Raw genomic sequence first — 13,818 nt, 5'->3', positions numbered from 1 at the left:
TGATCAGCCCCAGATCGTGTGCAGTTCGGTTGGCAGTGTCGATGGATATGACCCCGCTTCGGGTCAGCAGCTTTGGTCTTACGAAGATGTCGGCGGAAATTCGTCCGCGACCCCGATCGTCTTCAATGGAGATCAGGTGCTGCTCGGTGCATCCGCGCGATCCTCCGAAGGAACATCAGAAAAGGGTGAGCGGACTAACCTGCTGGGGAGGATCGTCCGTGACAATGATGGCTGGAAGTTCAATGTCCAGTGGGTTGCGGACAAGGCGCGAGGCTCGTTCAGTTCACCCGTTTGTTCGCAGCAGCGGGCCTACTGGATCAATTCGTCAGGGGTCATCTTCTGCCTGGATCTGGCCAGCGGCAAGGAGCTCTTCTCTCGCCGACTTTCGTGTGGAGCATGCTGGGCGACACCCATTCCGGTCGGCGACCGAATCTATGTTTTCGGCAAGGACGGAATTACGACCGTGCTGCAGGCTGCGGACGAATACATCGAACTCGCGGCGGTCAATCGACTCTGGCCATCCCCCGAAGAGGCAGAAAAAAAGCCGGATGCTCCCTCGATCCAGGGGGAACAGGACCCGAACCGTAGAAGGGCCATGCAGAACGCTGCCGGCCCGATTCAGTATGGTGCGGTCGTCATTCCCCAAGGTGTGGTTATTCGATCCGGAAATGCGCTCTACTGCGTGAAGAGCGTTAGCGTCCCTCAATAACCCGCACACACATGCGAGTTGAGCCTTCGTCGTTGATCCGCATCAGACGTCATCGCCCGATTCCGGTTCTGGCAGTGCGGGCATTCCTAACGCGTCTTCGATTTTTTCTGCGGCTCGCGCCAGCCGGGCGAACAGGCGTAGCTGAATCGTCGTCAGTCGTGACTGCATTTGATAAGCGACATCAATCAGTCCACCCAGATCCTGTTCTTCCGGAACATGAGGCAGTGCGTAATCACGCAGGGTGATGTCTGCACGGGCATGATCGAATGGGTAGAGTTGATTTCCCATCTCCTGCTGGATTGTCTCGAGTCGCGATTTGAGAGTGGTCAGTTGAGTTTGAAGCAACTTCAGGACACGCGGGCTGAGTTCCCGTGATGCACAGTGCTCCCACAGAGTCATCAGGCGGTGAGTCGTGGTTCGCAGCGATGGCAGTTCACCAATGAGTCGGCTGACGTATTGTTCCTGCGGAAGCAGGTCATCGACTTCATAACACAAGCTTTCACCGTCGCTGATTTTCTCGACAAGATCAGGGACGTGAAGCAGTTGCAGCGCGAATGACAGGCGGTCACCTGCTTCGGTTTCAAAAGCGAGCATTTTTCCGGCGAGTACCATGACGCCATCGCGAGCGCGCTCCAGTTTCGTCTCTAAGGCGGGTGCAGATGCGTCTGTCAGGCGATACTGAGCGGGAGGAAAAGGAACCTGGGCCTGAAGCAGGGTCTGGGCCGCGATCGTGTCAAACAGGACCTCTTCCGCATAACGGTACCGGGGTGAGATGCGCTGATACGTGGGCAGTTCTTCAATCATTCGCTCGCGGGCCCGCTTCAAATGACTGACAATCTCGTCCGGATTCTCGGGGGCGTCTGTCGATTGGGGTGCGATCGGCAGCGGACGAAGGAGGGGAATTTCGGTTTGAAAGTAGCGTCGCAGCGCCTTGCCGGCGTTGATTTCTTCGGTCTGTCGCTGCAGCATTTTCTCCACCGGGTGGATCAGTCGCTGAGAGAATTTGTCATTGAGGGAGTCACGATAGAATTGCTCGGTCACTCCTTTAGAGATTTCCCGAAAGCGATCGAACAAGATCGTTGCGGGAAACTTTTCCCCACTGATCTCACGCGGAAACTGGCCCGGAGAGCCGTCTCTCTCTGCGGCCAGGATGCGATCGCGATCGGAGGGGTGGGTGTCCAGCAGTGATGATTTCTGCTGGGTCATCATCTCATGAATCTTTGATTTCACTCGGGGAGTAATATATCCCGCGTTAGCGACAGACAGGGCAATGATGTCGTCTGGAAGTCGTCCTTCGTCATAGAAGGCCGAAATGTCGCGAAGTGACGTCTGTTGTGCGACATCCAGCTCACGCAGCCTGCGCATGGCAGAGGCGAGAGCCTTTGCTCCGACCATTCGGACTTCGCAACGGTCGGCGTTGAATTCCATCTCACGCGACATCAGGCAGCTAATGGCCGTTCCGGCCATCGCAAAGGCGTACAGAATCCAGCGGGAGACCCAGATCATCGCAAGAATCGCCAGCGAACAGATGGCAACCAGCCCCCCCATGGAAGATAGCTGCATCAACCGCTCGTCGACGGCGTCCCGTTCGTACGCAACCGTGAACAGCCAGTGATTTGTGCGGCGGACCATGTTCTCCAGCCACATCGCCGTTTGCTGCGTGAAATGGCCCAATTCATGGGCGAGGATTCCGGTAAACTGCTGTAGGTTCATTCCAGCGACCAGCGGCAGTCCGATGTAGAGAGAAATTCCCCGGCGAATTCCACCACCGGTCCAGCGCCGGCGGATTTCTGCGGCGGCATTCAGGTCACACGTAATGTGAATGGCGGTCGGGCGAGGTGCCCCCAGTGCGTCGCACAGCCGGTTGATGTAGTCAAAGAGAAAGGGCTCCGCTTCTTTCCTCAGGGCGCGAGGTCGCTTGATTGCGGCAGTTCGGGCCAAAAAGGGCTTCAGTAATGCCAGTAGCAGGCCCGTTCCCAATAAGACAACCAGTCCGACCAGGGTTCCCCGTAAGAGAGCGGGCCAACCCGGAAGAATGTGATCGGCGTACCGCACGGTGGCGAATATCAGTCCCGCCAGCAGGATCATCATCGCGAAGTAAAGCAGAGGTAACAGCAGAACCGCTGCAGCAGTGAGCGCCAGGCCCATCACATATTTGTGCGTTACCGGCGGGAGTGGGACTTTTTTCTCGACGGCTTCGAGGATGCGCGCTTTCTGCTTAGACGAGAGGGGCGAAGCTCGAAGTGTCATAGGAGGTCGTCGGTCCAGCCGGGATGAAGTGCTCGAACTTAACTAATTGACAAGACCTGTGAAATTCTGGTGGTGCACTACGATCATTCAGCTTCCGATTATCGGTCGCAGGATTGAGGTTGCTCGTGAGATGGGGGACGGCTGTTGGGCGTTCTCTGCATTCAGAATGCCATCAGAGATGAATGATCACCGATATCAGCCAGATGGCAGAGGCCAGGGTGAGACCGACGGCAAGGGCCGCAAGGATCGGTACCAGGCGGTACCAGCCCGGATTTGCATCCTCTGCTTGCCGGCGACGTAACCGACCTCGTTCTTCAATATAGTTCTCCGGCGTAATCGTGTTGTCGTCCAGGACCGGTATTGGCGTCCCACATTCCTTGCATGCCATAGTACGCCCCTTCCATGCGTCTTTCACACGGTGCTGGGCTCCACAGATATCACATTCCGCCAGGATCGCCATGCGGCGAAATTCCTCTTCCTGTAAGCACAGGATTCTTCAAGTTTTGAAATAACGGACTTAGCAAGCCTGTCATGAACAGCTAGCAGTTGCAGAGTTCTACCTTATACCGGTTTCATTCATCAACCCGGTTAGAATGACGCCCCGAAGTGCGGAATTGAAGAGGAATCATTGTCTGAACCTTACGATTCTGACATTGCTAATCACGGTCAGCTTGTTTTCCGCTTTGATTGCGGTTCAGTCCACTAATGACCCAGCGGACTTATTGACCGTTGGCCAGCGACAAACTGCCGTGCTGCAAGTTGTCGCTGGCCTGGAGTCCGACTGAAAACAGGCCATTGATGATCAGGAAGAAGGGTCAGTCGAGGGACCCCTGATCCCGAATAAAGTTTCGCAGGTAGACTGCGCTTTGCTTGAGAGACGCCTTGCGGGCGTCGAGAGATTCTTCATAGGCCCGATCTTCTACTTCGACACAGACAGGGCCGCGATAACCGACGTCACCGAGTGTGCCAAAGAACTGGCCCCAGTTGACGTCTCCCAACCCGGGCAGCTTGGGGGTGTGGTACTGGTTTGGATGCGCCAGAATTCCCACTTCATCAAGTTTATGCCGATCGATGCGGACGTCTTTCGCGTGCACATGGACCAGCCGGTCGGCGAATTCACGAATCGGCTTCAGGTAGTCCATCTGCTGCCAGATCATGTGGGACGGATCGTAATTCAGGCCAAAGTTCAGGCTGGGAATGTCATCGAACATCCGTCTCCAGATCGCCGGTGTTGTGGCGAGGTTCTTGCCCCCGGGCCATTCATCCTTTGAGAAGAGCATGGGACAGTTTTCGATCCCAATGCGAACACCGTGATCTTCTGCGAATTTGACCAGTGGTTTCCAAGTGTCGATGAACCGGGGCCAGTTATCGTCGACGGACTTCGTCCAGTCGCGCCCCACGAAGGTGTTGAAGCGGGTTAAGCCGAGCAGCGAGGTCGCTTTAATCACCTTCCGAATGTGCTCGACGTACCGTTCGGCTTCCGCGAGGTCCGGTGCGAGTGGGTTCGGATAGTATCCCAGGCCACTGATCGCGACCCCTGCGTCGCTTATGATCCCCTTCACTTCGTCGGCCTGAGCGGACGAGAAGTCGGTCACATCGACGTGCGTCACCCCGGCGTAGCGCCGCTCGGCTTTGCTGGGGGGCCAGCACATCAGCTCGACGCAGGAAAAACCGTAAGTCCTCGCGAGCCTGGCGACTTCTTTCAGAGAACATTCAGGAAGGATTGCACTGACAAAACCAAGCTGCATTCGTGGGATTCCTGTGAGAACAGACGGGAAGCAAATTCAGGCCGAAACAGGATAGTCACGCCCGGGGAGATTCACCACACAGGCCCTCTCCCCTTGATTGCAGACGACCAGCCATGCGGTTGTTCACCTCTCTGCGAAACAGGTTCCTGCCGGGGACCCCCTCAGCGTGCGAATGCCATCCTCAGAGAGTCGTCATGGATGCGGACGGGTCACTCGCGGAAGACTTCGTAGTTCCTGCGAAAAGCTCCCGGATTACTCGGGGATGCGATTCAGGGTGTAATACGCTTCCTTGTGCAGCAGTGGTTGGCCTGTAGCCGAACGAACTCCACCCGAGATCAGCTCGTGGACGTTTCCTGCTTTCAAACTGTCGACCACCAGCCTGACCGTGAGTTGATCGGGTGAGACCGTGGCACTCACGATCTTCGGATGGGTCTGATCGACTTCGGGGCTGCCATATTGGGCCTGGTAGATGTAGCCGTAGGTTTCGAGCTGATAGCTATCGATTGTGGCGGCTGACTTGGGGTCGACGGGTTGAGTGAATTTCAGCTCGAATCCGTCTGGCTTGGCCCGCATTTCCTGAATTTCGAACGGAGTTTTCCCTGTCCAGACAACGCGATCCAGGGAGCCTGGCTTCTGGCCCCGCGAGGCCCAGCCCCGATTGGTTCCGCCAACAAACAGTGTACCCGTGTCGGTCAGCAGCATGCCGACGCAGCCTGACCCAAAACCCTCGCGGAATGGGAAACACGCCCCCTGATAATGGCCATCGATCTTTTCGAGGAAACATCGCATGACCGTGCTGTCGCTCTGGTCCGCGACGAACATCTGCCCCGTGAACGGACCGAATCGTCCTTCGGTTGTGTCGCAGACAATCCCACTGGCGGATTTACCCATTTTGCCGTAGGGGAACAGGACCGCGGCAGGTTCGTACTCAGGAATACTGGCTGCTTCGGTCATGAAGCGGCTGCCGCTTTGCGGGTCCTTCGGGCGAGGTCCCATGGCGGCCTGCACCTCCGGAAGATCATACCAGCGGTTCCCACCGGGGTGGCCGACAAACTTACCGGGGGAGAGATGCTTGAGGCCACACGTTCCGTTCCACGGACCCTGGTTGTCGGTATAAAACATCTCTCCTTCTGCGTTCATCCCGATTCCCCCTGGTGACCGAATGCCACTGCAGGTTGGGATCGACTTGCCATCGGGAGTGATCCGGAGGCACCACCCGCGATACTTTGCGTCGCTGCCGAACGAGCCTGTCAGGCAGAGTACGACCCAGATGTTGCCATCGCGGTCGAATCGAGAACCGAAGGCGTATTCATGATAGTCGCCAGAGATCTGCCAGTCGTCGTTAACGGTCTCGAAGAGATCCGCCTGCCCGTCTCCATTGTCATCACGCAGTCGGGTCACCTCACCCCGCTGTGTGGCGTAAAGCCAGCCGTCGCGGTAGGCCAGCCCCAGCACTTCGTGCAGCCCGTGAGCGAAGCGTTTGAACCTGGCGTCGGTCGGGGATTCTGCGAACGGCTTATCCACCAGCCAGATTTCACCCCGACGGGTTGAGACTGCCAGTTCGCCATTGGGGAGCAGTTCGACTCCACCCGCTTCGAGCATGATTTCCTTGGGGACCTCGAACGAGGCCATGCGATAGAAATCGTTCTCGACAGGCTCGGTGTCGGCGCCCCGGACGGCAGTCGAAGCGGGCCAGAAGGCCAGCGCCAGAACAACGTATCGTAAGAACCGCGTCAGGTTTGCTTCGGGTGTCCCCGAGCCGCCGGACGTCCTCGAGTCTGTCTGGTCACTCATAGGGTTCTCGATGTGCGAGGGAACCGATCGGGCGAGAAAATGAAATCTACTTGTTCAGCACTTCATCCAGGTTCATCAGCTCGTTCGCCAGTAACGTCCAGGCGGCCAGCGTTTCGGGCTTGATTGCCGGATCTGGTTTTGATTCCCCGTCTGTGATGAGCTTGTTCGCGTCGTCGGGGTGAGACTCGTAGTACTTTACGAAATCCTCCAGTGAACTCTGAATGATGGGAAGTTCGGCTGCCCGGAAGGGGCGAGCAAGCAGTCGCTGGGCCATCGCGTTCAGTCGACTTGTGTCATCTGTTGAGCTGGGTTGTTCGTCCGTCAGCACCCTCTGGGCGAGATGTCTGGCCGCCTCGACGAACTGGGTGTCATTCAGGGTCACGAGCGCCTGAAGGGGCGTATTCGTTCGTTCGCGCCGGACGGTGCAGGTTTCACGTGCGGTGGCGTTGAAGATTTCCATCGATGCGGGTGGGGCTGACCTTTTCCAGAATGTGTACATGCTGCGTCGGTAGAGGTTTTCTCCGGAATCACGTCGATAGTCACGCGTGTTACTGCCAATCATTGCCACGGCTTCCCAGACTCCGTCAGGCTGGTAGGGCTTGACGCTGGGGCCGCCGATCTTTTCAACAAGCAACCCGCTTGCAGCGAGTGCGTAATCGCGGATCATTTCGGCATCCATGCGGAAACGAGGTCCACGTGACATCAGGCGGTTTTGTGGATCTTTCTCCAGCTTGTCGGGGGTTGCTTCGGCAGACTGCCGGTAGGTGCTGGACGTCACGATCAAACGGAAGAACCTTTTCACGTCCCACGGTTTCACCTCGGCCGCGGTCTCGAAGGGCCAGTTGAGACTGGGGCTTCCTTCCCGGAATTCGACCGCCAGCCAGTCGAGGAGCGCCTGATTGGAAGGAAGTTCACCCGCAATTCCAAAGTCGCCCGAGGTTCTGACGATCCCGGTCCCGAAGACTTCCTGCCAGAAGCGATTGACGGTCACACGAGCGGTGAGGGGGTGAGCCGGTTCCAGCAGCCATTTCGCCAGGCCAAGTCGGTTCCTGGGAGCGGTCGTCGGGAACGGAATTAAAGCAGCAGGAGTCGAAGGCTTAACCGGGTCGCGGCGTTTGTCATAGTCACCTCGAAACAGGACGTAGGCCATGGCCTCTTCGTTCCGTTCGTTCATGACGTGGGCCACGGTGCCCCGCGCTTTGATCGCGTTCTGCTCAGCCTCGAGAGATTCCAGCTTCGCCGTTCGCTCCTGGAATGGGGCGTCACTGGTTCGCAGCCACCAGGGGTAAATTTCATTCTTCTCGGCGTCCGGCCGCTGGTCGGCGGGCTTGGCGAGAATTCCAGTGAAGCGAGAGACTTTCGCCATCGACTCGACTTCTGATGGCGAGAGGGTACGTTGATAGAGTCGCAGGTCCTGCAGTCCAGTCCCGCTGGCGGGCTGGCCAGAACTTCGTTCACCGATGCGGAACGGGACGCTGGTTCGGATCGATCCCTTCAGGCTGTCGACTTCCGTGTTCGTCGCCTGAGCCTGTCCATTGAAGTAAATCTTGACTCCCGCCCCTTTGGATGAGCCGTCATAGGTGATGGTAACGTGAGTCCATTCGTTTCCCGGAAGCTGCGCCTGTGTCAGGACCTTGAGGGCGTCCGTCGGCCAGTTGCTCACCATGTGGGTTCCGATTCGACGGCCTTGAACCCACAAGTCCCATCCCTGATGGCCCGGGGGCGGTGCCATGCGTGCCAGAATCGCTCCCGAAGAATCATTCGACTGCACTTTCACCCAGGCGGTGCAGGAGAAGGCCTGATTCGAATCAAAGTCGCCGGTGTCGGCCAGATCTGCGGCCGCACCTTGTGTTTCCAGCGATTTCGAGGTCAGGCCATCAATCCAGCTCGCCGAATCGTTGAGATTCACGTCCCGAATTTGTCCATTGATGGCAACCTTGGTGACCTTCCCTGCTCCTTCGTTGAGAGGTGCGTGCATGACCAGGTCCCTGGTCGGGATCGATTGGGCGACTGTCCCCACGTTCGCAGTGGCTAACCAGGTATCGAATTCCGGTCGGGCGTCCCGGCGTCGGGCTTCTGTCGCCTCCCGCGCTGAATGAATTTCGGCAGGAAGTGCTTCGAAGCGAGGCCGATCGGCGACGGTGGGGACAACCACGACGGGGGGTGTATCCTTGATGTTGCCGTCCATCGCGTTCTGGGTGGTGTTATTAAAGAACGCGGCCAGTTCGTAGAACTCCTTCTGCGACAGCGGATCAAACTTGTGGTCGTGACAGACGGCACAGCCGGCGGTCATGCCCATCCAGACTTGCGCCACGGTATCTGTTCGGTCGCGGCTGTACAGGACGAGGTACTCTTCAGAGATCGCTCCCCCTTCGCTGGTGGTGATGTTGCAGCGATTGAATCCCGATGCGATCTGCTGATCGAGGGATCGACCCGGCAAGAGATCGCCAGCCAGTTGTTCGATCGTGAACTGGTCGAAGGGTTTGTTCTGGTTGAAGGCTGAGATGACGTTGTCCCGGTACGACCACATCTCGCGATAGTTGTCGAAATGGATTCCATGAGAGTCCGCATAGCGTGAGACATCGAGCCAGTAGCGTCCGCGATGTTCGCCCCATTGCGGCGACTCGAGTAGCGAATCGACGTATCGTTCGTAGGCATGAGGACTCGTGTCGGTCACAAATTTCTCGACCGCTTCGGGCTTGGGAGGCAGGCCAATCAGGTCGAGACTCAACCGCCGGGCGAGAGTCCGGCGATCCGCTTCCGGCGCGGGGCTCAAGCCAGAGGCTTCCAGCTTTGCGAGCACCAGAGCATCAATGGGATTTCGGACCCAGGCCGTGTCCTTGACAGAAGGGATCGGAGAGCGGACGGGGGCGAGAAATGACCAGTGGGGCTGGTATTCCGCACCTTGCTCAATCCACCGACGAAGAAGCTGCTTCTGTTCGGGGGAAAGCTGTTTCTTCGTCGCGGGAGGGGGCATGACTTCGTCGGGATTCGCCGATTCGATTCGGTTGATCAATTCGCTTTTCGTGTGATCGCCCGGCGTGATCGCGCTTCGCTCGACAGCCGCGTCACGCACATCCAGGCGAAGATCTCCTTTGCGAGAAGCACTGTCCGGTCCATGACATGAGAAACAGTATTCAGTGAGAATCGGCCGAATGTCGCGGTTGAATTCGATCGACGTGTCAGCAGCGAGAACGCTGTTCGAGGCCATGCTGGCAAGAATCACGACGGCCACACAGGAAGCCGCGTGAGGGATCGTTCGACAGTTCATCAACAGCTCCACAAGCAAAATCGCAGTTTAAGAGTGCTTTCACAACGAAGATCGACTTTGGATGGCCCTCGAACCGTTCGATTCTACACAAAGGGAGACTGGGCAAAAAGTGAGTATACAACCTTGCAGAAACAGGCGCGGGCCTCTGGAAGAGGCACAGAGAATGGACAGGGCGAGAGGGCGATGATGGCGCTCGGCCTGATGAACGGGCCGAGACCGTGACGGGCGGCGGCGTTCCGGCAGTTTTCGTCTCGTTCCTGCTAGGATGAAACTCTGTGCCTCTGTGAAGCAGTTATCTTACTTCTGCATTACTTACGATTCGAAGTGGTACTCCTGTTCGGTGAGCGGTTGGTCCAGGATCGAGACCGGGGGGAGTTGTCGTGGCCGGGTTGCCAGCACCCCACAGACGGTCCCCCGTTGACGCCCGGTTCGATAGGCAAGTGCCTCACTGAGTCGATCAGCGCGGAACGTGACATGGGTCTGTTCGATGACGACGTAGCCGACACCGTTCAGTGGCTCCAGTTCATCCTCACTCAGACATTTCACGTTCGACATCGATTCGAAATAGAACGACCGTTCATGATCCTTGTCGAGGTCGCGACCTGTGACGAGCCATCTTCCCCGTTTCAGTAAGGGATTCAGCGGAAGCGTCGTCGGGTCAAGCGGCTCGTGGTGGACGTCGCGAATCGACACCACCTCAATCCGCCGCAGTTCCGTCTTGTCGGGAAGCTGCTGATAGTTGTAGCGAGGGTAAAGGAACGAATAGGCGCGACCAGGCTTCAACAATCCAGGCTGCATGGGGATTCTCCATCTTGAAGATCCGGCGCGATCACGGGCATGACCTTCCAGGTCACGGCGCGCCACCCGTGAAAGAGTTCACGGTCCAATCCGAGGGTTGTATTGAATCGCTCGTCTCAACCCTTGTCGAGCCACAAACTGTAGTGTACTAAATCTGTGGTAGCACCAATTTGATGCGAACTCGGCTTTTGTCGGCGGCGGAGTGCGGCACATCGCCACGTTTTCGCCTTCGCCGTCGTGGCTGAAGTCGCATTCAGACTGCTGTAGAGTGGCCTGAAAGGCCGTCTGAAAGCGTGCTGCGCATGATCGCGAACTGCCGTGAAAAGTGACGATCGCGGAGGCTCTCTCAAGATCATGTCACCTCACGCAGCAGCGACGCACTCAGTTACCCAAGGCAGCGCATCGGCGTGTCAGAATTTTTTCTTAATCTCTCTGCCCCTTCCGGGTGTCCGCGTTGCTGAGCCGGAAGCGCCGTCAGAGAGGGGGGAGTTCGATCGCGTGGCTCGACCATGTCCCGTGGCAAACCTATACTTGCAAAAACGACTGTGCACTCGATCTCTTCAACTTTGTCTGAGCTTTCATGAACATCCTGCCCTACCCTCACCCCGCGCTGCGATGGAAATCCAAGCAGATCCAGGAAATCAACGACGATCTGCGTCGCGTCGTGGCCGAAATGTTCACTTTGATGTACGCCGCAAAAGGGATTGGACTGGCGGCAAATCAGGTTGGGCTCCCCTACCGGTTATTTGTCCTCAATTTGTCTGGCGATGCAGAAGACAAGGAAGAGGAACTGGTCTTTATCAACCCTGAAATTCTGAAACGCAAAGGGTCGACTGAGGGTGAGGAAGGGTGTCTCAGCTTTCCCGGCATGTACGGGCAGGTCAAACGGGCAGCGAAAATCGAAGTCGAAGCCTTTGATCTGAATGGCCAGTGCTTTGGCTATTCTCTGGATGATCTCGCCGCGCGAGCCGTTCAGCACGAGACCGACCATCTTGACGGTGTCTTGTTCATCGATCGGATGACGGAGACGGCCGCCCGCGATTTGCAGCCTGTCGTCGCCGACTTCGAAACCCAGTTTCGCCGCTGGCAGTCTGATGGGCGTTATCCGTCCGATGAAGTTCTGAAACGCGATTTACTCGCCATGGAATCACGGCCCCCCCTGGTGGCGAAGTCGTAGTGAAAAGGTCGTAGCAGAGCAGCGGGGTAAACGTGTCGATTCGTATTCTCTTTCTCGGGACCGGGCCGCTGGCGCTCCCGACGTTTCAGGCGTTGTGCGACTGGCAAGAGCACCACCTGGTCGGACTGGTGACCCAGCCCGATCGGACAGGGCGAGGTCATCATCAGCACGTCAATCCATTGAAGCAACTGGCCACCGAGCGAGGTTTGGTCGTCCTGCAGCCGAATTCGATCAAAACGCCCGAAAGTGTCGATGCCCTGAAGGGGACCGAAGCAGATCTGTTCGTCGTCGCGGCGTATGGCCAGATGCTGTCTGATGCCGTGCTGGCAATTCCGCGTCTGGGTACCATCAATCTCCACGCCTCACTGCTGCCGAAGTATCGAGGGGCAACTCCCATTCATGCGGCGGTCCTGAACGGTGACCGTGAAGCGGGCGTTACGATTATGGAGATCGTCAAGAAGCTCGATGCCGGACCGATGCTGGGGGTTGCGAAAACCGAGATCGGGACGAAGGAAACAACGTCGCAGCTCGAGCAGCGGTTGGCCGAGATGGCGGTGCCTCTCGCGCTGCAGGTCATCAATCAGATCGCATTGGGGCAGGAAACGAGGGTGCCTCAGGACGAATCGCAGATGACTCACGTCCGCAAGCTGTCCAAGAGTGACGGTCTGATCCCGTGGGAGAAATCTGCGGTTGAGGTGGAGCGGCACGTGCGAGGAATGCAGTCGTGGCCCGGCCCCTTCAGCTACCTGCATCAGCCCGGCAAGCCTCCCTTGCGTCTGCAGATTCTGGCTGTGGATCCCGTGGAAAATGCCGCTGGAGCCTTGGCAGTCGTTCCCGGCACGGTGATCGCGTTGGACTCCAGTTCGATCACAGTCCAGTGCGGAAAAGACGCTGTTCGGCTGCAGAACGTGCAACCCGATGGTAAACGGCCCATGCCTGTTTCTGACTTTTTGCGGGGGCGGAAAGTGGAATCCGGTGACCGGTTCGGAGCGGAAGCTCGAATGGAATGACCTGACCGACAGGCCTTTCAGGACGAACGGGTAAGCAACTGCTGTAAGAGCGTTCGAGGAACTCCAATATCAATCACCTGGACCTGGCCCACCCAGTTGGCGGCGCCTGATCGACTGAATCCGATTTTCGGGGCAACGAACGTGGCGGTGTGATCGGCTCGGATGCAGACCCCCAATGGTTCGCCCGTGTCGCAATCCAGGCCTGAAGGGAGGTCCACGGCGTAGACTCGGCAGTTGGAGCGGTTTATTGCATTGATGCAGCTCACGAACGGTTCGCGGATCGTTCCCGCTGTTCCGGTTCCCAGCAGGGCATCGATGATCCAGTCACTTCCGGCCAGTTCCTGATCCCAATCGAGGGGGGGCGACTTGATCGGGGTCCCCGCGACCTGAAGGACCTTCAGATTGACTGCGGCATCCCCTGTGGCCGTTGACGCAGGTGCACATAAGAGGACCTTCACCGCGAACCCACGGTTCTCGAGGTGGCGGGCGATCACAAACCCATCGCCGCCGTTGTTTCCCTTACCGCAACAGATCGTGATCCGGCCAGAAATCCCGAGGTTTATCAGGTGTTCTGCCGCGTTCCGGCCCGCGTTCTCCATCAGCACCAGTCCAGGGAGGCCGTATTCTTCGATCGCAATCCGATCGACTTCGCGAACCTGATTTCGCGTCAAGGGAGGCATCAGCGCGGTTTGCGGGGATGAGGCTGTCATGGGGTTTCTTTCGGCCGTCAGAAGCAGTTCGTTATTACAGGTTCTTCGGGGAACCGCACCGGGCGATGTAGGCGAGGGCTAATTGGTTCCTGAATTCGGCGAACATTGTGCACGCCTACCATCGGTCATTATCTCAGCCCTTTCGATGTAACATTCTGATGTCACATATTCTTAGATCGATAGTATGGCTTATCGCGAGTGTTGCTTGAGGAATCCAGCTATTAAAAAGTCTTTCACGCGGGTTTGGCGACAAAAAACATTTTCACTTTCGGGCCGGTTTCTTTATTATAAACGAACGTTTCTGCGACCTGCGAGCGCGGTCAGGGATCCGAGACCTGTTGCGATCATACC

At 57.4% G+C, this 13,818-nt stretch carries 10 protein-coding genes; 3 read left to right on the top strand and 7 right to left on the bottom strand.

Features of this window, described 5'->3' with window-relative positions:
- Nucleotides 1-709, top strand: a 709-nt coding sequence (locus tag VGE80_RS10430; RefSeq protein WP_440592618.1) for an outer membrane protein assembly factor BamB family protein, incomplete at its 5' end; no start/stop codon positions are given.
- 42 nt (nt 710-751) lie between these two features.
- Here the strand turns inward: VGE80_RS10430 and VGE80_RS10425 are convergent.
- The 6 genes from VGE80_RS10425 to VGE80_RS10400 all read right to left on the bottom strand — a co-directional run bounded on the left by VGE80_RS10425 (nt 752) and on the right by VGE80_RS10400 (nt 10,570).
- Nucleotides 752-2,959: a M48 family metallopeptidase gene (locus tag VGE80_RS10425; protein ID WP_440592617.1), complete on the bottom strand. Its 2,208-nt coding sequence runs from the start codon at nt 2,957-2,959 to the stop codon at nt 752-754.
- 172 nt (nt 2,960-3,131) lie between these two features.
- The gene (locus VGE80_RS10420; protein WP_440592616.1) at nt 3,132-3,419 is read right to left on the bottom strand and encodes a hypothetical protein; all 288 of its coding nucleotides are present in this window, start codon (nt 3,417-3,419) and stop codon (nt 3,132-3,134) included.
- Nucleotides 3,420-3,774: 355 nt separating this feature from the next.
- On the bottom strand, nt 3,775-4,707 hold the full coding sequence (locus VGE80_RS10415) for a sugar phosphate isomerase/epimerase family protein (RefSeq protein ID WP_373649876.1): 933 nt from the start codon (nt 4,705-4,707) through the stop codon (nt 3,775-3,777).
- Between the two features lie 252 nt (nt 4,708-4,959).
- Nucleotides 4,960-6,501: a DUF7133 domain-containing protein gene (locus VGE80_RS10410; protein WP_440592615.1), complete on the bottom strand. Its 1,542-nt coding sequence runs from the start codon at nt 6,499-6,501 to the stop codon at nt 4,960-4,962.
- A gap of 46 nt (nt 6,502-6,547) precedes the next feature.
- Nucleotides 6,548-9,772: a DUF1553 domain-containing protein gene (locus tag VGE80_RS10405; RefSeq protein WP_440592614.1), complete on the bottom strand. Its 3,225-nt coding sequence runs from the start codon at nt 9,770-9,772 to the stop codon at nt 6,548-6,550.
- Nucleotides 9,773-10,084: 312 nt separating this feature from the next.
- Nucleotides 10,085-10,570 (bottom strand): hypothetical protein, encoded by a 486-nt coding sequence (locus VGE80_RS10400; protein WP_373649879.1) that lies wholly within the window; start codon nt 10,568-10,570, stop codon nt 10,085-10,087.
- Between the two features lie 580 nt (nt 10,571-11,150).
- On the opposite strand from VGE80_RS10400, the gene def reads away from it, so the two are divergent.
- Nucleotides 11,151-11,747 (top strand): peptide deformylase, encoded by a 597-nt coding sequence (gene def / locus VGE80_RS10395; protein ID WP_373649880.1) that lies wholly within the window; start codon nt 11,151-11,153, stop codon nt 11,745-11,747.
- Nucleotides 11,748-11,779: 32 nt separating this feature from the next.
- A complete protein-coding gene (gene fmt / locus VGE80_RS10390) occupies nt 11,780-12,757 on the top strand; it encodes a methionyl-tRNA formyltransferase (RefSeq protein ID WP_440592613.1) in 978 nt (325 codons plus the stop codon).
- Nucleotides 12,758-12,774: 17 nt separating this feature from the next.
- On the opposite strand, the gene VGE80_RS10385 is transcribed toward fmt, so the two are convergent.
- Nucleotides 12,775-13,467 (bottom strand): NAD(P)H-hydrate epimerase, encoded by a 693-nt coding sequence (locus VGE80_RS10385; RefSeq protein ID WP_440592612.1) that lies wholly within the window; start codon nt 13,465-13,467, stop codon nt 12,775-12,777.
- Between the last annotated feature and the right edge of the window lie 351 nt (nt 13,468-13,818).

Origin of the sequence: Schlesneria sp., assembly GCF_036405755.1 — a bacterium.
In the GTDB taxonomy this organism is placed as follows: domain Bacteria; phylum Planctomycetota; class Planctomycetia; order Planctomycetales; family Planctomycetaceae; genus Schlesneria; species Schlesneria sphaerica.
Note: the sequence above shows the minus strand (reverse complement) of the source record. Positions and strands in the feature narration are given on the sequence as shown.